14 protein-coding genes and 1 pseudogene are annotated in these 19,654 nt (G+C 66.0%); 9 read left to right on the top strand and 6 right to left on the bottom strand.

Going from position 1 to position 19,654, the window contains the following annotated elements; genetic code table 11:
• Positions 1-26: 26 nt before the first annotated feature.
• Positions 27-3,713, top strand: coding sequence for a TM0106 family RecB-like putative nuclease (locus ACFVYC_RS13810; RefSeq protein WP_387550885.1), 3,687 nt, complete (start codon positions 27-29; stop codon positions 3,711-3,713).
• Here ACFVYC_RS13810 and ACFVYC_RS13815 read toward each other — a convergent pair.
• The 3 genes from ACFVYC_RS13815 to ACFVYC_RS13825 form a co-directional block, all read right to left on the bottom strand.
• A complete protein-coding gene (locus tag ACFVYC_RS13815; protein WP_387550888.1) occupies positions 3,700-4,020 on the bottom strand; it encodes an acylphosphatase in 321 nt (106 codons plus the stop codon). The two genes, ACFVYC_RS13810 and ACFVYC_RS13815, sit on opposite strands and share 14 nt — an antisense overlap.
• A 148-nt stretch (positions 4,021-4,168) precedes the next feature.
• On the bottom strand, positions 4,169-5,083 hold the full coding sequence (locus ACFVYC_RS13820) for a glycosidase (protein WP_387550891.1): 915 nt from the start codon (positions 5,081-5,083) through the stop codon (positions 4,169-4,171).
• Positions 5,084-5,346: 263 nt separating this feature from the next.
• A complete protein-coding gene (locus ACFVYC_RS13825; protein WP_387550894.1) occupies positions 5,347-6,408 on the bottom strand; it encodes an adenosine deaminase in 1,062 nt (353 codons plus the stop codon).
• 48 nt (positions 6,409-6,456) lie between these two features.
• On the opposite strand from ACFVYC_RS13825, the gene uvrA reads away from it, so the two are divergent.
• Together uvrA and ACFVYC_RS13835 are read left to right on the top strand one after the other, a co-directional pair.
• Positions 6,457-9,012 carry an excinuclease ABC subunit UvrA gene (gene uvrA, locus ACFVYC_RS13830; RefSeq protein ID WP_387550897.1) on the top strand — a complete coding sequence of 852 codons (2,556 nt, stop codon included), beginning with the start codon at positions 6,457-6,459 and terminating at the stop codon, positions 9,010-9,012.
• Positions 9,013-9,205: 193 nt separating this feature from the next.
• On the top strand, positions 9,206-9,877 hold the full coding sequence (locus tag ACFVYC_RS13835) for a transglycosylase family protein (RefSeq protein ID WP_387550900.1): 672 nt from the start codon (positions 9,206-9,208) through the stop codon (positions 9,875-9,877).
• Positions 9,878-10,039: 162 nt separating this feature from the next.
• Here ACFVYC_RS13835 and ACFVYC_RS13840 read toward each other — a convergent pair whose 3' ends face one another.
• Positions 10,040-10,630 (bottom strand): hypothetical protein, encoded by a 591-nt coding sequence (locus ACFVYC_RS13840; protein WP_387550903.1) that lies wholly within the window; start codon positions 10,628-10,630, stop codon positions 10,040-10,042.
• 156 nt (positions 10,631-10,786) lie between these two features.
• On the opposite strand from ACFVYC_RS13840, the gene ACFVYC_RS13845 reads away from it, so the two are divergent.
• From ACFVYC_RS13845 to ACFVYC_RS13860, 4 genes and pseudogenes are all read left to right on the top strand, one after another.
• A complete protein-coding gene (locus tag ACFVYC_RS13845; protein WP_387550906.1) occupies positions 10,787-11,701 on the top strand; it encodes an MSMEG_6728 family protein in 915 nt (304 codons plus the stop codon).
• A 3-nt stretch (positions 11,702-11,704) separates the two neighbouring features.
• A complete protein-coding gene (locus ACFVYC_RS13850; RefSeq protein ID WP_387550909.1) occupies positions 11,705-12,565 on the top strand; it encodes an NAD-dependent epimerase/dehydratase family protein in 861 nt (286 codons plus the stop codon).
• A gap of 84 nt (positions 12,566-12,649) precedes the next feature.
• Positions 12,650-13,041: pseudogene (locus tag ACFVYC_RS13855) on the top strand (DUF1622 domain-containing protein).
• Between the two features lie 85 nt (positions 13,042-13,126).
• Complete coding sequence (locus tag ACFVYC_RS13860; RefSeq protein WP_387550912.1) at positions 13,127-15,097, top strand: DUF222 domain-containing protein; 1,971 nt, start codon at positions 13,127-13,129, stop codon at positions 15,095-15,097.
• A 164-nt stretch (positions 15,098-15,261) separates the two neighbouring features.
• Here ACFVYC_RS13860 and ACFVYC_RS13865 read toward each other — a convergent pair whose 3' ends face one another.
• Entirely contained in the window at positions 15,262-15,582 is a 321-nt protein-coding gene (locus ACFVYC_RS13865; protein WP_387550915.1) for a hypothetical protein, read from the bottom strand.
• 102 nt (positions 15,583-15,684) lie between these two features.
• Here ACFVYC_RS13865 and ACFVYC_RS13870 point away from each other — a divergent pair, with 102 nt between their 5' ends.
• A complete protein-coding gene (locus ACFVYC_RS13870) occupies positions 15,685-16,482 on the top strand; it encodes a ZIP family metal transporter (protein ID WP_387550918.1) in 798 nt (265 codons plus the stop codon).
• Positions 16,483-16,563: 81 nt separating this feature from the next.
• Here the strand turns inward: ACFVYC_RS13870 and ACFVYC_RS13875 are convergent, their stop codons facing one another.
• Positions 16,564-19,083: a Tex family protein gene (locus tag ACFVYC_RS13875; protein ID WP_387550921.1), complete on the bottom strand. Its 2,520-nt coding sequence runs from the start codon at positions 19,081-19,083 to the stop codon at positions 16,564-16,566.
• Positions 19,084-19,226: 143 nt separating this feature from the next.
• On the opposite strand from ACFVYC_RS13875, the gene ACFVYC_RS13880 reads away from it, so the two are divergent.
• Entirely contained in the window at positions 19,227-19,523 is a 297-nt protein-coding gene (locus ACFVYC_RS13880) for a hypothetical protein (protein ID WP_387550924.1), read from the top strand.
• The last annotated feature ends 131 nt before the right edge of the window (positions 19,524-19,654 follow it).

Consider the following 19,654-nt stretch of genomic DNA (forward strand, 5'->3'; position numbering starts at 1 on the left):
GGCCCGGCTGTCGATGGGGAGGCCCCGTGTTTTTGCTCGAAGCTGCAGTGGCTGGTGCGCCGCCGGACCTGGTATTTTCCGCCAGCGATCTGGTGGCCGCCAGCGAGTGTGAGTACCGCACGCTCCGGATCCTTGACGAAAAGCTGGGACGCTCCCCCAAGGCCGTCTTTGCGGCCGACGAGATGCGGGTCCGTGCCGGTGAGCTGGGGGACAAACACGAGCAAACAGTCCTTGCCAGCCTGATCGCCAAGTACGGAGCCTGGGATGCCAGCCGGGGTGCCGGCGTCTACTCCCTGGAACGCGGCCAGAACCTGCGCGGGGAACTGCAGGCCAGAAATGCGGAAACCGAGCTCGCCCTCCGCTCCGGGGCCGACGTCGTTTTCCAGGCCACGTTCTTCGACGGCGAGTTCCTCGGCTACGCGGACTTCCTCGTCAACGAAGCCGCCGGCACTGGCAACCCCGGGCGCTACGAAGTCTGGGACACCAAGCTGGCCCGGCATGCCAAGGTGGGTGCCCTGCTGCAGCTCGCGGCGTACGGGGACCAGCTTCTCGGTATGGGCCTGGACCCCTCCCCCACGGTGACCTTGGTGCTGGGCACCCGTGTGGGTGACGACTGGCTCCGCAGCAGCCACTCGCTTCCGGACCTGCTGCCCGTTTTCCGCGAACGGCGCCGGCGCCTGCGCGAGTTGACCGCGCAGCACCGGTCCGCTGAAACCGTCGTGCAGTGGCAGCAACCGGGGATCGTCCACTGCGGCCGGTGCGACTACTGTGCCGAGCAAGTGCAGGTACACCGGGACCTGCTGATGGTGGCAGGGATGTCCGTAGTGCAGCGCAGGAAACTGCACGCGGCCAGCATCACCACTATCGACGAACTCGCGGCGATGCCCGCCGGGGATGCCAAGAATTCTGTAGTCCGGCTTCGGGCGCAGGCGCGGATGCAGCTGGGCCTGGACGCACCGGCCGGGTCGCGGACCTTCACCAAGGATGGCCAGCCGCACACCGTCTCGTTCACGGTGCTGCCGGAGAACACCATCGGGGCGCTCCCCCAACCCAGCGCCGGGGACATCTTCTTCGACTTTGAAGGCGACCCCCTGTGGCAGGACCCGGCCACCGGCGCATGGGGCATTGAGTACCTGTTCGGTGTGATCGAGGCACCCGTTATGGCCGAACCTGCTGCAGGCGATCAAGCCGAGCCTGTGTTCCGCCCGTTCTGGGCCCACTCCCGGTCGGAGGAACGCCGCGCCTTTTTGGAGTTCCTGGACTACGTGGAGGAACGCCGTGCCCGCTATCCGGACATGCATGTCTACCACTACGCCGCGTATGAGAAGACCGCCCTGCGTAACCTCTCCCTCGCCCACCAGGCCGGCGAGGACATCGTGGACGCCTGGCTTCGCGAGGGCCTGCTCGTGGACCTCTACGCCACGGTCCGGCAGTCGCTGCGCATCTCGGAAGCGTCGTACTCCATCAAGAAACTCGAGCCGCTGTACATGGGCAACAACCTGCGCTCGGGGGACGTCAAGGACGCGGGAGCTTCCGTCGTCGCGTATGCAGCCTACTGTGCGGCACGGGACGCGGGGAACGATGGGGAAGCGGAAAAGGTACTCACGTCAATTTCCGACTACAACCAGTACGATTGCCTGTCCACACTCCGGTTGCGCGACTGGCTCCTCGAGGTTGCCGGGCAGCCTGCTGCGGAGGCACTGCCGGAGCCGGCAGCCTTGAGGGCCCCGGAAGCAGAAGCCGGGCAGCCTGCGGTGCCGGCGTCCTCGAAGCGCCCGGCGGCCCCGGAGGAAACACCCGAGGAGTCCCGGCTTCGTGGATACCTCGCCGGCCTCCCGGACCACGAGCCCTGGACGGACGACCAACGTGCAATCGCCATGGTGGCTGCCGCTACGGGTTACCACCGCCGCGAACGCAAGCAGTTCTGGTGGCAGCACTTCGACCGCGTGGAAGCACCGATCGAAAACTGGTCTGACCAGCGGAACGTGTTTGTGGTGGAATCGGCAGAAGTGAGTTCAGACTGGGCCCTTGCCAAGCCGAGGGAACGAATGCGCACCCGGATCCTGCGCCTTCGGGGCACCATGACGGAGGGGTCGGACTTTCGGGCTGACTCCAACTGGTGCCGGCTCTACGACGCCCCGCCGCCCGACGGTATGGCTGCACCCGACGCCGCTCTGGATGCCAGGGCTTATACGTTCGGGACCAGGATCAACCACCTGGCGCCGGCGCCCGACAACCCGGACCACGTCATCATCACCATTGCCGAGCGTGAATCCGGCAAGGTTGCGGCCTACCCGCACCTGCCCGTCGCCCTCACTGAAGACCAGCCCCTTGCCACGGCAAGCATTGAAGGCGCCCTCGCAGAAATTGCGGCCATGGTGGGCGCGTCTGTGCCATCCCTGCCGGCGCAGCCCGGTTTGGACATCCTGCGCAAACGGCCGCCGCGCTTCCGCACTCTCCAGCAGCCTGTGGACGTCCCGCAAGGACCGGACGGTACCGCGGACTATGCCGCGGCGATCACCGGTTCTGTCCGAGACCTCGACCGTTCCTACCTCGCCGTCCAGGGGCCTCCCGGCACGGGCAAGACGTACGTCGGTGCCCACGTCATCGGCCGGCTTATCGGTGAAGGCTGGAAGATTGGCGTTGTGGGCCAGTCACACAGCGTCGTCGAAAACCTGCTCTGCCGTGCCATCCACACCGGTGGCGTGGACCCCGCTGTTGTAGCCAAGAAACTGGCGTCCCCGCACGATGTTCCGTGGAAGTCCACTGCCGACGGCGACGTCGCACGGCTGTTGGCTTCGCCCGGCGGCTGCCTCGTGGGCGGCACTGCATGGACCATGACCGGCAAGGAAGTCCCGGCCGGTTCGCTGGATCTGCTGGTCATTGACGAGGCAGGGCAGTTTTCCCTCGCCAACACCCTGGCTGTCTCTAGGGCGGCGAAGCGGCTCCTCCTGCTCGGAGACCCCCAGCAACTGCCGCAGGTCACGCAGGGCGCACACCCCGAGCCGGTGGATGAATCAGCATTGGGGTGGCTCGCCGCCGGGCACCCCACCCTGCCCGCAAACCTTGGCTACTTCCTGGCTGACAGCTGGCGGATGCACCCGGAACTGTGCCGTGCGGTCTCCCGGCTGAGCTACGAGGGCAAGCTTCAGGCAGCGCCCGCCGCTTCGCAACGCGAGCTTGAGGGACTACCGCCGGGGGTTGAAACGGCCTTCGTCAACCACAGCGGCAACACCACCGCGTCGAAGGAGGAAGCGGCCGAGGTGGTCCACCAGGTACGGCGGCATCTCGGGCTGAAGTGGACCTCCGGTGCGGATGCAGAGTCCCGGCCCCTGGACCAGGAAGACATCCTGGTGGTGGCCGCTTACAACGCCCAGGTCCACCTGGTCCGGAAAGCCCTCGAGGAGGAGGGACTGACGGGAGTCCGGGTGGGAACAGTTGACAAGTTCCAAGGCCAGGAGGCGCCGGTGGTCCTGGTCTCGATGGCGTGTTCGGCAGTCAGCGAGGCGCCGCGCGGGGCGGAGTTCCTGCTGAACAGGAACCGGATCAACGTGGCAGTCTCGCGCGGGCAGTGGCGTGCGGTCATCATCCGCTCCCCCGAGCTCACCAGCTACATGCCGCGCCGGCCGGCAGCCCTGGAGGAGCTCGGCGCGTTCCTAGGCCTCAGCCCGCGGGACGAGGTTCAGCCTGCCGCGGGGGTCAGCGTGCCCTGAAGCCGTGAAAGCTTCCTTCAGCCGCGGACATCGAGTCCTCCACCCGCTCCACCCGGCCCGGGGTTGCGTCGGAGTTCAGCCACGCGCGGAGCTCGTGGATCTTCCACTGCGGCCCTTCGGCCACCAGTGCCACCGAACCGTCGTCGAGATTTTTCACTTCGCCGGTAAGGCCCAGTTCCTCGGCCTTGCCCATGGTCCAGAAGCGGAAGCCGACACCCTGCACCACGCCGAAAACGCGGGCAGTCAAACGCACCGCATCAGCGTCAGCGTCAGACGCATCAGACGACGAACCTGCGGGGCTCATCATGGCGCTCTCCTCTGCTGACCAACTGCTGACTAACAAAACGCCAACTAACCAAAACGCTCAGCGCCCCTTCCCAACCAGGTAGCAGTTGTTGTCGTTTTGACCCGCCATAACGGCATCTACTGCGACCTAGTTGGGCAGGCGGAGGAGCTTAGTTGATGGTGATGTCGCGGGTGCTGTGGTTGTAGCGGATGGTGACCGTTCCGCCGTCGTGGTGCAGTTCGTGGTTGGGACCGTCGAAGGCACCGAAGGCGCCGTAGTTCTCGTCCCACGACCGGTTCAGGGCGATCTTGAAGGTGTAGTGGCCGGCGGGCAGTTCGGCGCTCTTCTTCCACAGCTGGTCCAGGAAGTCGAACTCCATCTGGGCTTCGTCGTACTGCGGTGCCCAGTTCTCCGGCGCGCCGAGGATGGTGTTGAAGTCACCGGCAAGGGCAACGGCCTCGGGCTGCGGGTGCGTCTCGATGTCCGCGTCCTCAAACGGCTCAGCAGCAGTCTCGGCGTCGGAGGCCTTCGCGGACGACTTGCCGCGCACAGCCTTCACGACGGGTTCGACGGCGTCCTCGATCACCTTTGCCGCCTTGCCCACAGCGGCAGCGGCCTTCTTCGCCGGAGTCTTCTTCGCGGCGGGCTTCTTGGCCGCAGCCTCTACCGGCACTACTGCCAGCGGAACCGCGGTGGTCTTGCGGACGAAACCTGCGGGAGCCGCGGGAACCTGAATGTCGGCAGGAACGGGAGTTCCGGCGTCGAGCGCGGTAGCAAAGGACACCGCATCCGGGTACGCAACCGTGGCGCGCATGCCGTCCTCGGTGATGGTCCAGCCTGAGCGTCCCTTCACCAGCCAGCCGGCCTTGACCAGCTTTGCCGTGGCCGAGGTCAGGGTCTTGTGCCCGCGGGGAATGCCGCCGCTGAGCAGTTCGGACTCGTGCTCGTTGAACGGCACGCGTGCCGTAGCCTCCGCGAGGACTTCGCCCGCGTTCAGTGCATCGCCGGACCACACGCCTTCGGTCAGGACATCCAGCACGGTCTTGAGTCGAAGGAAGGTGTTTTCTGCGGTGGACTTGGCCATGATTCCCCTTTTATAAAAGCGATCGGTCTTAGGCATCTTGCCAAGTGCCCGTTAAATCGCGCGACTTTAAATGGTTAACTCTGCGTGTCGTGACCGACTATTAAGCGGACATTCCAGCAAGTGAGTCTGGGGTCTCAGGTTTTGGGGCTGGCTTCACAACCCCGGAGCGCTGACATGGGTGCCATCGGGCACTTCCCAGACACGCCTGCGGCACCCAGTTTAGCGGTATAAACCCGAGCTTGTTGCGTGAGACACAACGGGCGTCAGTGTGTGACTTCTCCGCTGTTTAGTTCGTCCAGCAGTTCCGCCTTCCGCTCCTCCGATGCGAAAGACGAATGGATGGAGTTTGCGGCCAGCCGCGCCTTGTCGAACTCGGAGAGCTCGAAGGCCGCTTCCAGCTGGGTGAAGTTGTCGTCCACGTAGCCGCCGAAGTAGGCCGGATCGTCTGAGTTCACGGACACGTTGAGCCCCGCAGCGAGCATCGCCGGCAGCGGGTGGTCGGCCAGGGTGTCGACGGCGCGCAGCCTTACGTTGGACAGCGGGCAGACGGTCAGCGGGATCCGGGCGTCCACGAGGCGCTCCACCAGGTCAGGATCGTCCATGCACCGGATGCCGTGGTCGATCCGCTCCACCCCCAGGATGTCCAGGGCCTCAATAATGTACGACGCCGGCCCCTCCTCGCCCGCGTGGGCCGTCAGCCGCAAGCCCGCCTCCCGCGCTTTGGCGTAAAGCCGCTCAAACTTCGACGGCGGATTGCCCACCTCCGCGGAGTCCAGCCCAATCGCTCCGATGGGCGCGTTCATGGCCAGCAGGCCGTCCAGGACTTCCAGTGCGGACTCCTCGGAGAGATCGCGCAGGAACGCAGCGATCAGCATGGTGGAGATTCCGTAGTCTTCCGCGGACGTCGCCAGGACCGAGGCGACGCCGTTGATGCAGGTTTCCAGGGCGATGCCGCGGGAGATGTGTGCCTGCGGGTCCATCATGATTTCGGCATGCCGCACCCCGGCCGCAGCTGCCCGCTCAAGGTAAGCACGGGTCATGTCGGCGAAGTCCTGTTCCGTCCGCAGCACAGCCATGTTGGCGTAGTACAGGTCGAGGAAGGACTGCAGGTCGGTGAACTCGTAGCGGTCCCGGAGCTCGTCCAACCCGCTGTAGGGCAACGCGATGCCGTTGCGTTCCGCCAGCGCAAAGATCAACTCCGGCTGGAGTGTCCCCTCAATGTGGAGGTGCAGTTCCGCCACCGGGAGGAGCCTGGCAGGGACCTCGGGCTCAACTGCAACGGGTTCGGTTTCAGGCGCGGCCGTACCGCCTGCAAAGTTATCCATCCGGTCAGGATAATGCCCTGCGCGGGATTCGCCACTAGAGTCGAACCAATGCAGAATGCCAAGCACGCTGATGACCTGCAGTATCCAGCTCCTGCCCACGCAACCGACGGCTTTGTCCGGGTGCGCGGAGCCCGCGAGAACAATCTCCGCAACGTGGACGTTGACGTTCCGCGTGATGCGATCGTGGCGTTCACCGGCGTTTCCGGCTCCGGGAAGTCATCTCTTGCTTTCGGCACGATCTATGCAGAGGCCCAGCGCCGCTACTTTGAGTCCGTGGCCCCGTACGCCCGCCGCCTAATCCAACAGGGGCACAATCCCAAGGTGGAGCTGATCAGCGGCCTGCCTCCCGCCGTCGCGCTTCAACAGCGCCGCGGCGCACCCAGCAGCAGGTCCACGGTGGGAACGGTCACCACGCTCTCCAACTCGCTGCGCATGCTCTTTTCCCGGGCGGGCACCTACCCCGCCGGCAGCACCCAGCTGGACTCGGATGCATTCTCCCCCAACACAGCCGCAGGTGCCTGCCGGGAATGCCACGGCCTGGGCATCGCGCACACCGTCACGGAGTCCTCCCTCGTCCCGGACCCGTCCTTGAGCATCCGTGACAGCGCCATCGCGGCCTGGCCAGGCGCCTGGCAGGGAAAGAACCTGCGGGACATCCTCACCCACCTGGGCTACGACGTCGACATCCCGTGGCGCAAGCTGCCGAAGAAACACCGCGACTGGATCCTCTTTACGGAAGAACAGCCCGTGGTGGAGGTGACTCCCCAGCGCGACCGTGTGGCCAAACCGTACAAGGGGCGCTTCTGGAGTGCCAGGAGCTACGTGCTCCATACGCTGGCTGACTCGCAAAGCGCGGCCATGCGGGAACGCGTGCTGGCGTTTATGGAGTCCGGGCCGTGTCCGCGTTGTTCGGGCACGGGACTGACGCCGGAGGCCCTGGCCGTGACGTTTGCGGGCAGGACCATCGCGGAACTCAACCGCGTCCCCATGGCGGATCTTGCGGAGATCGTCCGCCCCACCACCGAACTGCACGACGCCGGCACGGCCTCACGCACGCACGTTTCCGGCGAGGCGAACGAGGTTGCCGTGGCCATCACCCGGGACCTGCTCCAGCGCATCACTGTCCTGCTGGACCTTGGGCTCGGCTATCTGGCACTGGGCCGCGCCACGCCCACCCTGTCGCCGGGCGAGATGCAGCGGCTCCGCATAGCCACCCAACTCCGCTCCGGCCTCTTCGGCGTGATCTATGTGCTGGATGAACCGTCTGCCGGGCTCCACCCGGCCGACGCCGAGCCCCTCCTGGACGTACTGGAGCAACTGAAATCCTCCGGCAACTCCGTGTTCGTAGTGGAGCACAACATGGACGTTGTCCGACGCGCTGACTGGCTGGTGGATGTTGGCCCGCGGGCCGGGGAAGGCGGCGGCGAGGTGCTCTACAGCGGCCCCGTGGCCGGGCTTGCCGGCATCGAGGCATCGGTGACCAGGCCCTTCCTGTTTGGTGACGACCTGCCGCAGGTCCCCGGCAATGCCCGCGGGGACCGGACACGGGAGCCAGCCGGATGGCTGGACCTGAAAGACGTCAGCCGGCACAACCTGCGCGGACTGGACGCGCGTTTTCCCCTTGGCGTCCTTACTGCCGTCACCGGCGTTTCAGGCTCCGGTAAGTCCACCCTGGTGACCCGGGTGCTGGGCGAGGTGGTGGGCGGAGGACTGAAAACGCCCCTTGAGCCGGAGGATGCCGGCGAACCCCTGGCGCTGGGAACTGTCACAGGAAGCCACCACATCGATCGACTGGTGACCGTGGACCAGAAGCCCATCGGGCGGACGCCGCGCTCCAACCTGGCCACCTACACGGGGCTCTTTGACGCAGTCCGCAAGGAATTTGCCGCCACCGAACAAGCCAAACGCCGGGGCTTCGGGGCCGGCAGGTTCTCCTTCAATGTGGCCGGCGGGCGCTGCGAGACGTGCCAGGGCGAAGGCTTCGTGGCAGTGGAGCTCCTGTTCCTGCCCGGCAGCTACGGCCCGTGCCCGGAATGCGCCGGGTCCCGCTACAACCCGGAAACGCTTGAGGTGGAGTACCGGGGCAGTACGGTGGCGGACGTGCTGGCCATGACGGTGGACATCGCCGCGGACTTCCTGGCAGACGTTCCAGCCGCGGCGCGGAGCCTCAAAAGCCTGCAGGATGTTGGGCTCGGCTATCTTCGGCTCGGGCAGCCGGCCACGGAGCTCTCGGGCGGAGAGGCGCAGCGTATCAAGCTGGCCACGGAGCTTCAGCGGGCCCAACGTGGACACACCCTCTATCTGTTGGATGAGCCCACTACCGGCCTGCACCCCGCCGACGTGGAACTGCTGATGGCGCAGCTGCACGGCCTGGTGGACGCCGGCAACTCGGTGGTGGTGGTGGAGCACGAGATGGCAGTGGTGGCAGGCGCTGACTGGGTCATCGACTTGGGACCGTCAGGCGGGGACAAAGGCGGGCAGATCATGGCAACCGGGACACCGGCCGCCGTCGCACACTCGCCTGAAAGCCGAACCGCCCCCTACCTGGCCGCGGCGCTCGGTCAGGAAACTGCCAGCCAACACCCAGACAAAATTTCGATTTGATAACACCCGGATCATGTCCTAGCGTGAAATGCATGCCCGCAAAACGTGGGCGCATGAATGCCCGGTGCTGCCTCCACCAGAACTGCCCAGCTGGCAGCCACCGAACTTGACCTCTATTCGTCAGGGGTGGGCAGTGGCGCGACGATCTCCGGGGACGGAGCCAGCGCAGGTGGCCTTCAGGAGCATCACCATCATGAAACACTCCTCATTCCGTACTGCCGCACGCCGTGGAGCAACCGTCGCCGCCATCTCGGCCGCAGGGATCGCTCTCTCAGCCACCGGGGCCAACGCCACCACCAGCGCGTCCACTTGGGACGCCCTCGCCCAGTGTGAAAGCGGCGGCAACTGGGCCACCAACACCGGCAACGGCTACAGCGGCGGCCTCCAGTTCAGCCCCAGCACGTGGGCCGCCTACGGCGGCACGGGTTCAGCCGCGGACGCCAGCCGCGAGCAGCAGATCGCGGTGGCGGAGCAGGTCCAGGCATCGCAGGGTTGGGGTGCCTGGCCATCCTGCGCTGCGCAGCTCGGCTTGAGCGGGGGCGGCGGCGCCGCACCGCAGAGCGTCCCGGTCCAGAGCGCACCAGTGCAGGCAGCGCCCGTGCAGGCGGCGCCCGCCCGGGCCGCTCCCGTCCAGGCCGCGCCTGTCATCTCGACGCCGGCCGCCCAGGCGCCCGTTGCCAAGCACGTCACGGCGGTTGCCCTGAGCGGCGAGACCTACACCCTGCAGGCCGGCGACACCTTGAGCATTGTGGCTGAGAAGCTGGGCGTCGACGGCGGCTGGCAGCACCTTGCCGACGCGAACCTAGACACCATTTCGGACCCGAACCTCGTCTTTGAGGGACAGGTCATCCAGCTTCACGCGTGAACCCCTTCCCGCGTGAACGATGGCACGGTAGTGCCTGAAGCCCGCAAGGGCTCCCCAATCGGTCGGCGATAGACAAATTCCGTTGACCAAAGTGAGACGCCGGCACGCCCCCACAAGGGGCGGGCCGGCGTCGTACTTTTAATGTTGTTGTAGCCAAAAGCCTTAGCTGGTGGCCGGCAGCTCGCGGACGATGCGCACCTTCCAGGCGGAATCGTCGCTTGTGTCCAGCAGGGCAACGGTGCCGTGCGCCAGGTTGAGGGCGACTCGCTTGGCGGCCAGGAGCTCCAGGTAGAGGTGCTCGTTCATCCGGCTGGGGGTGTCGATCATGTACTTCACGGCGTCGCGGACTTTGCGGTAGTTGGCGCTGCGTTCGCGGTGTAGGTGCAGCTCCAGCGCTGACCGCTGCTTGATCCGCGGCTCGTGGCGGTTCAGCAGGGTGACCGCGGTGTGCACGGCCACTACCAGGGCGAGCGAAACTCCGTAAATCCACCATCCGCTGGACAGCAGGAACAGCGGAAGGTTGCCGATGGCCACGATCGCGATCACCACGCGCAGGGCGGCAATACGTCTCACGGTACGGGCCACAGTGGCAATGCCGTCACGGAAACGGTGCTGGTCCTTCCGGGCCGCTTCCGGGTCGAGGGTAAATTCATCAAGGACCAGGATGCCCTTTGCTTCCGGACTCAGCATCTGCCCGTAGCGGGGCGCGAAGGAGTGGGTGATTCCGGTGGTCTTTTCAGGTGTAAATGTCATGAGAGGGCTTCCAGGACGCTGGGGTGGTTGCGGTGATCTTAGTGGTTCCGCGGACCCAAAGTATGCATAGGTCCACGATGTGAACATCCTGGCGCCGCTTTTGTGGTGCCGGGCACTGCAATTGGCACATCCGCCGGCTGCCGTCAGACTGAAGGGATGCAAACCTTCCTCCCGTACCCCGATTTCCGGCAGAGCGCCGCTGCCCTGGATACTGCCCGGCTGGGCAAGCAGCGCGTCGAAGCGCTGCAGACGCTCAGGGCGCTGGTGATTCCCGGATACGGCTGGCAGACCCACCCGGCCATCAGGATGTGGATGGGCTACGTGCCTGCCTTGACCATGTACGGGCTGGCGATGGTGGACGAGTGGACCGAACGCGGGCACCCGGACAAGACCCGCGCGAACATCACCGAGTTTGCGCCGCAGGCCGCCCACCCGGACTACGCCTCGAAAATTCCCATGCCGCCGTGGCTGGGAGATGAGGACTTCCACCTCAGCCACCGCTCCAAGCTGGTGCGCAAGGAGCCGAAGTTTTACAGCTCCGTCTTTACGGACGCGGTTCCGGACATGGACTACCTCTGGCCCGAGCCCAGGCACGAGTTCCTGCCGCATGAGCCCGAGGGGGACATTCTCTGGATCCTCCGTTCGCCGCACCACGACGTCGACCCCCAGGCACTGGAAACGGTGGCGCTTCCGCCGGTGCATGGTTTCTCCGCTGCCGCCGCCACGGATGCGGATGACGACTACACGCCCGTGTACATCGAGGACGGGTCCCGCCGCCCCTCAAGGCAGCCCCGGAAGGCGCCGCCCAAGCAGCTGGTGAAGAAGCCCACGCGCAAGCGCCTGGCGCAGGAGGAGGCCTTCTCCACGCTCCCCGGCAAGACACCCGTGGCCGTCCCGTTTGAGCACGGCACGAAGTTTGCGGTTGGACAGGTGGTGGGCCGCCCCATCACGCTTGACGACGGCCGGTTCGGCAGGAACTTCACCGTCACCGAGATTATCGACCGGTCAGCTTTCGCTTACCCGGCACTCCTGCAGGACCCCCGCGTGTTCTTCCCGGTAGAGGCGCCGTAGGGCATGACAGTCCTCCTGGCTGGCTGCGGCGACCTCGGAACGGAAGCCGGACTACGGTTTGCCGCGCGGGGTCACCGCGTGGTGGGCTGGCGCCGCTCCCCTGCGAACCTGCCGGCAAGTATCGAAGGCGTCGCGGCTGACCTGAGCGCACCCCACCTTCCGCCGGTCCCGGCGGATACCTCCGCCGTCGTGGTGGCCGTTGCCGCCGACTCGCCAACGGAAGAGGCATACCGCGCCGCGTACGTGCGGGGCCTCGCCAATGTCCTGGAGGCATTGGAGCGCGACGGTGTGACGCCGGAGCGGGTGCTCTTTGTCTCCTCCACCGCCGTTTATGGTGATGCCGGTGGCGGCTGGGTGGACGAGGGCACGGCGGCGGTTCCCGGCGGGTTCTCCGGGCGGGTCCTGTTGGAGGCCGAGGAACTGCTGCGGGAGAGATTTCATGGGACAGGGACCGCGGCAGCTTCGCTCCGTCTGGGCGGCATCTATGGCCCCGGCAGGACGCGGTTGATTGATCAGGTGCGCAGCGGTTCAGCCATCTTCCCGGAAGATGTGCGTTACACCAACCGCATCCACCGCGATGACGCTGCTGCTGCGATCGTCCATCTCGCCACCATGCCTTCTGTTCCGGCGCCGACCTATGTTGGCGTGGACGACGAACCCGCCGACCTCGGCTCCGTGCTCCGTTTCCTGGCGTCCGAGTTGGGACTCGCTGAGCCCCCCGTGGGCGACGCCGGGCCGGCGCGAGGCGGGAACAAGCGCTGCAGCAACAAGCTCCTGCGCAGCACCGGATTCGAGTTCAGCATTCCGTCGTTCCGCGAGGGCTACCGTGACATTCTCGCCGGGCGAGGGGTCCGGCACCCGTAGCTGCGGCCCTTCCCTCGGGTATCAGCGCCTAGGCTGTCACCTGGACACCAGCAGCTTTGACGCGACGCGGGTAAGGCAGGACCCGTGGATTTTCGGCACATCATCGAGATGGTCGGAGGGTTTGTCGACTTTGCGGGAGTGGCCGTGATGGTCATTGGGCCCTGGTTTCCATTCCGTTGGCCCTTCGCGGACACCAGCCACGCAATTTGCCGGCGGGGGCGGAAAGCCTCAGCACGTACCGGCTTTATAGGCAGCTGCTGGGCAGGTCCATCCTGCTGGGCCTCGAACTCCTGGTTGCGGCCGACATTATCCGCACCGTGGCTGTCACTCCAACGTTCGAGAGTGTGGGGGTCTTGGCCATCATTGTCCTGATCCGGACGTTCCTGAGCTTCTCGCTGGAGCTGGAAATCACCGGCAGGTGGCCATGGCAGAAGGAAACACGGGCCCCGGATTCCCGGGAAGCTCCCGCGCGCTGATTTCCTTTGGGCACGGTGTTGCCAGGTTTTCCACATAGCGTCTTTGGCGGGCAAGAATGTCGGTGGTCTTTGGCAGAGTTGTCCTATGGAGGCCATTGGGGATCAGCTTGCGGAGTTCGGCGGTTCTACCGCCGTGCTGACGCGGGCCGGGGGCAGTCCCGCCGGTGGCTCTGAGGCGTACGACGACGGCTCTGGGCTCCGTCCCGGCGGTCACCTTCGCGCGCTGCCATCCCCATCCGGGCCCTCCGGGGCTGATGATGCGGATGACAGCGCGGGTGCCAATACCAATGCCGAAACTGGCGAGTCATGGCCCCGCCGGCGCTTGGCTGCAGAGGATGCCGCGCACAGCGCCGCACCGCCGAGTCTCGCTGAGATTGCCAGGGTGCTGGCTGCTGCCGCGGCAGCCGCGCCCGCGATGCTCGCCGCGGCCGACTATGTTGAGGCCGCCAATTTCGCCGGCACCGTGGAGGAGGCGTCCCGGTCCATGGAGTACCTGCAGGTCCTCGCCGCCGGTACCGTGGACCGCACCCGAAAACAGGCCATCGCCGCCGCGGACGCCGCACGGGCCAGCCGGTCCCGGACGGGCAAGGGTTGGGTCACCGGCTGGGACAACGGCGTGGAAACCCTGAACGAAACAGACGCCGCCTGGCCCGAGGGCCCGGCAGGCAAGGGTTCAGCCACTGACCGGGTGATCACGTCGCCGGCCGATGACGGGTGCGCCAACACCGCCGAGTTCCTCCGCCAGCGGCTAAGAATCGGCAAGAGCGAAGCCCACCGCCGGCTCGCCCTCGCCGCGGACATCCTGCCCGCCACCACCCTCACCGGCGACACCATCCCCGCCCCACGAGAACACCTCGCCACCGCCCTCACCCCCACACCGGCCACCACCGGCATTGACTCCAATGACACGGCCCCCGGCCAGGACCCGGCAGCCGGCCCGGCGGTCTCTTCCCGGACCGGGACCATCATCGCCCTGACCCTGAACCGGCTCCAACACCTCACCACACCCGACACCCTCGTCATCATTGAACAAGACCTCGCCACTACCGCCGCCACCGCAGACCCGGACTTCCTCACCCGCGTCGCGCGCCGCTGGGCCGACACCATCGACGCCGACGGCACCGAACCCAGCGAAGAAACCCTCCGCCACACCCAAGGCGCATTCATCCGCAAACCCCGCCACGGCCTGCACCACATCGAAATCCTCGCCACCACCGACCAATACGAACACCTCCTCACCGTCATGAACACCGCCACCAACCCCCGCACCACCAGCACCAGCACCGCACCCGAAACCGACACCGGCACCGGCACCGGCACCGGCACCGCAGCCCAAACCGGCAGTGGCTGTGGCAGTGGCAGTGGCAGTGGACAGGATCTTTGGCGGGACGGCGGCCCCGACCTTGACCGGCGCACCCGGCCCCAAAAACAACTCGACGGGCTCGTCGGCGCGGCAAAGGTCGCCCTGGCCACCAACGCCCTTCCAGCTACCGGCGGCAACCGCCCCCAAATCATCGCCACCATCAACTACCAAGACCTCCTCCCCCACCACAAAAAAGACTTCACCACGGGGACAGCAACGGGCGGCACCGGAACCCACAGCACCACGAGCGGCAACGGCACCGGGAACTTCGTCTTCACCGGACCCGTCGCCGCAGCCACCCTCCGCAAAATCGCCTGCGACGCCGACATCATCCCCGCCCTCCTCGGCACCCACGGCGAACTCCTCGACCTCGGCCGCAAAACCCGGCTCTTCACCCCCACCCAACGCCTCGCCCTCACCGCCCGCGACCAAGGCTGCACCTTCCCCAACTGCACCATCCCCGCCCCCTGGTGCGAAGCCCACCACATCACCTACTGGTCCCACGGCGGCCCCACCACCATCAACAACGGCACCCTCCTCTGCTCAGCCCACCACCACCTCATCCACAAAGAACAATGGACCATCACCACCACCAACGGCACCCCCTGGCACACACCCCCAAAACACCTCGACCCCCACCAAAAACCCCAACAAAACCACTACTTCAAACCACCCCCACCACCCTTGGAATGAACGCGGAAACCACAAACACCGCAGGAACACGGCTGCAGACCCGCGAAGTCCCGGCAGGACAACGGCCGCAGACCCGTTAAACAGCTCCGCCCCGGAAGGAACCAAAGGTTCCCACCGGGACGGAGCCGCCGCCCGCCGTCGGGCCTAGAGAAAATGCTCCCTGACTAAACGTCTTGCCAGCCGCGGCCCTCAGTGTACGTAGCTACGAGGGTTCCGACTCCAGCATTCAGTGAGTTGGACGGGTCGAAGTACAACGAGGCGTCCGTAGCACGGCTGTGGGTGATCAGCTGCTCGGCCTCCAGTTTTGCCTCAGGAACAGTCGCCCCAATGATGCCGGTCCGCGCCGGGAGCTCCGGAGCGTGCACTACATCGGCGTCCGTCTGCGTGAGCGGAATGGTGGTGCCGGAGTTGATCTCATCGTGGGGGAACTCGAATTGGGCATCGTCGGCTGCGGCAGGGATGGTGTACTCGAGGAAATAGGTCATAAAGCCACTTTTGCAGAAACCTCTGATCACCGAAAGTGTTCCCCCGGATCGAGGGGTAAAGAACGTATTCCCACGTCAACCGTGCACTCCTATACTTGCGGGATGATGATGTCGCTGTGGTTTGGCGTCATAGCATCCAGCGCTCTGGTTCTGGGTGCCTTCATCGGCGTTCGCTTTGAGCTTCCAAAACGGCTCCTGGCCATGCTGCTGGCCTTCGCTGCGGGGTCACTGATCACTGCCCTCGCCTTCGAATTGTTTGAAGACGCCTACGAACGCGGCGGAATTGTCCGGGCAGCCATCGGCCTTCTCGCCGGCGCGGTTGTCTTTACCGTCCTCAGCGCACTGCTGGATCGGTGGGCGCAGCCGGGAAAGCAGGAACAAGCGAAACCTGCCGACGAATTTCAAGGTAGCGCGAAACTCGATACCGATGCCGCCGCTACGGAGAAGGCGCCTACCTCCGCATCGACCCGCGGTGCGGCCGGCTTGGCACTCCTGGCGGCCGTGACGTTGGACGGGGTGCCCGAGAATGCGGCCCTGGGAATTTCGCTCGGCGAAGGAACCGGGGGGTTGGCTCTGCTTGCGGCGATCTTCGTCTCCAATTTCCCCGAAGCGCTGGTAGGTTCGGCGTCCATGCGCAGCCAGGGCCGCTCCGCAGCCAGCATCATCGGACTATGGGTTGCGTGCGCCGCCCTGCTCGTCATCGCCGTCGTCCTCGGCGCAGGGCCGCTGTCCGGAACAGACCCGGAAACCATTTCGGTGCCGCTGGCATTTGCCGCCGGGGCTGTGATCGCGTCCCTCGCCGACACCCTGATGCCGGAAGCTTACGAACACGGCGGTCCTGCCGTCGCCCTGAGCACGGCCGCGGGATTCGTCCTCGCGTTCACGCTGTCACTGGCTTAGGCGGCTGGGCCCGCTACGACTTCATCTGCGCCACAACCGCATGCACCACAGCGGAACACTGCCGCCGTTGCGGCCCAACCCCTACTTTCCGAGCCCCGCCTTCCGCAGCGCCTCGGCCATCGCGGTATTCACCGGGGCCGGTTGGGGTGCTGAGCCGCGGTTAGGCACGGGCGCGTTGCGTGCCTGCTGGCCACCGGACCGTCCCTGCTCCTGACGTCCACCGCGCTCGGAACCCTGAGCCGCACGTGCGGCGCCCGGGTTGCCACCCCGCCCTGCATTGGGGTTGCCGCCGCGTCCGCCGTTCTGGTTCCTGCCACGCTGATCGTTCTGGGGCGGGTTGTGTGGTCGGCCACCAGTCTTCCCGGAGGATGCGGCACCGGAGGAAGGTTCGTCGTCGAGCCGCAGCGTCAACGAGATGCGTTTCCGCCCGGGGTCGGCCTCGAGGACCTTCACCTTGACCACCTGTCCGGACTTCACCACCTCGCGCGGATCCGACACGAAGCGGTTCGCCAATGCCGAGACGTGGACCAATCCGTCCTGATGGACGCCAATGTCCACGAATGCTCCGAACGCCGCAACGTTGGTCACGGTACCTTCCAGGACCATCCCCGGCTGGAGATCGGAAATTTTCTCAATCCCCTCCGATAAGGTTGCTGCCGCGAATGCGGGGCGCGGATCTCGGCCCGGTTTGTCCAGCTCCACCAGGATGTCCTGCACAGTGGGCAACCCGAAGGTGTCGTCCACGAACGTCCGCGGGTCCAGCGAGGAAGCGGGCGCAGAGCCGGCGGCAACAAGAATCCTGCGGGCCACGGCGTACGACTCGGGGTGCACACTGGACGCGTCCAGGGGTTCCGCTCCCCCGGTGATGCGAAGGAAGCCGGCGCACTGTTCGAACGCCTTGGCACCGAGCCGCGGCACCTTCTTCAGTTCGGTCCGTTTGGCGAAGGGCCCGTGCTCGTTGCGGTACGCCACAATGTTTTCGCTCAGCAACGGCCCGACGCCGGCCACCCGGCTGAGCAGCGCGGGTGAAGCGGTGTTGACGTCGACTCCCACGGCATTCACGCAGTCCTCCACCACTGCATCCAGGCTCCGGTCCAGCTTGGACGCCGTCACATCGTGCTGGTACTGGCCCACGCCGATGGACTTTGGATCAATCTTCACAAGCTCTGCGAGGGGGTCCTGCAGCCTGCGCGCGATGGACACTGCCCCGCGCAGGGACACATCCATTCCCGGCAGCTCGGCAGCCGCGAGGGCGGAGGCCGAGTAGACGGACGCCCCGGCTTCGGAGACCACCAGTTTTTGCGGTTTCCGGTCCACGTCCGGCAGCCGTTTGATCAGCTCAGCGGCGAGCTTGTCTGTTTCACGCGACGCCGTTCCGTTGCCAATAGCCACCAGTTCGACGGCGTGCTGCCGCGCCAGCCGTACCAGCGTCTCCAGCGCCTCGTCCCACTTCCGTGCCGGGGCATGGGGGTAGACCGTATCCGTGGCCACCACCTTGCCGGTGCCATTGACCACCGCCACTTTGACGCCGGTCCGAAGCCCGGGATCCAGTCCCAGCGTGGCTCGGTTCCCGGCGGGCGCGGCCAGCAGTACGTCCCGAAGGTTGGCAGCGAAAACGCGGACCGCCTCATCCTCGGCGGCTGCAAACATCTTTCCGCGAAGATCGGCCGTCAGCCGGGCCAGCACGCGGGACCGCCACGCCAATTGGGCGGTCTCCAGCAACCAGGCATCGGCGGCCCGACCACGGTCGGCGACCCCGAGGCACCTGGCCACAGCAGACTCGTACCGCGAGCGCGCGGCGGCGAGGGCGCCGTCGTCCGTGGGGTCTGCCTCGGCAAGATCGAGCTCAAGGACGCCGTCCTTCTCCCCGCGCAGCAAAGCCAGCACCCGGTGCGAGGGCATTCCGGCAGGCGCCTGCGCGAACTCGAAGTAGTCAGCGAACTTGTGCCCCTCAGACTCCTTGCCCTTCTTCACACGCGACACCATGCGCCCCTGCGTCCAGAGGCGTTCGCGCAGGGTGGCGGCAAGGTCGGGGTCCTGGGTTACACGCTCCACGAGGATGGCCCGCGCCCCGGCGAGCGCGGCAGCCGCATCAGCCACGGAGTGCTCTTCGCTCAGGTACTTGGCGGCTTCGCGTTCCGGATGAAGCTCGGGCCGTTTCAGCAGCGCCTCGGCCAGCGGCTCCAGGCCTGCCTCACGCGCGATCTGTGCTTTGGTCCGCCGCTTGGATTTGAACGGAAGGTAGATGTCCTCCAGCCGGGACTTTGTGTCAGCAGCGAGGATCGCCTTCTGCAGCTCGGGGGTCAGCTGGCCTTGCGACGCGACAGCATCGAGAACTGTACGACGGCGGTCTTCCAGTTCCCGGAGGTAGCGCAGGCGTTCGTCGAGGTCGCGGAGCTGCGTGTCGTCCAGCGTCCCGGTGGCTTCCTTGCGGTACCGGGCGATGAACGGGACTGTGGAGCCGCCGTCGAGCAGTTCCACGGCTGCCTTCACCTGCCAGGCTTTGACCCCCAGTTCCGTTGCCATTTGGCTGTAGATGCCATCCTCCCTTTTCGCGGGGGTAGACGGTGCAGGGGAAGGGGCATGCGGCAGTTGGGTCACCAGAACATCTTGCCCTACGCGTCTGCCTGGCTCCACTGCCGGCGGCGGCGCTGCCCTTCCGGCAAGGTATTCCGCTACCGCCCGCAAAGTGCTGTAGTTGGATTACCGTCACAAGGCACCCATAGCTCGAGGAAGAGGGCATCATGCGGGAACTGCTTATTGTGTTTCAGGAGGGGTTTGAGGAAGCAAACATCACCGTGACGGTGAACGGCAAGGAGGCGCGGCGGGACCTGGACGTATCCACGAATCCGATCCTCGGCATCGCGTCCGAGGTGTCCGTAGAGCTGCCTGCCAAGGGCGCGCAGGTGGGCGTCGAAGTGACCAACCGGGGCCTGAAGGCGATAACGAAGGTCAGTGGAAAGCCGAAGAGCGTGCTCGTTTCCATCGAGGACGGCAGGCTCGTGATGAAGGAAGGAACGGGCCGGGAGGCGCTTCTCTAGGCCTTCGGGCAGTCGCTGGACCGGCCTCTGGTAAAACTCCATTTGCTGGAGTAGCATCTGATCACCGCCGGGACCCCAGAGGAGCCCGGCGGGCCAACTTCACTAGCTAAAGGCCGTCGGATGGACTTTAG

This window comes from Pseudarthrobacter sp. NPDC058329 (genome assembly GCF_042879835.1).
GTDB lineage: Bacteria > Actinomycetota > Actinomycetes > Actinomycetales > Micrococcaceae > Arthrobacter.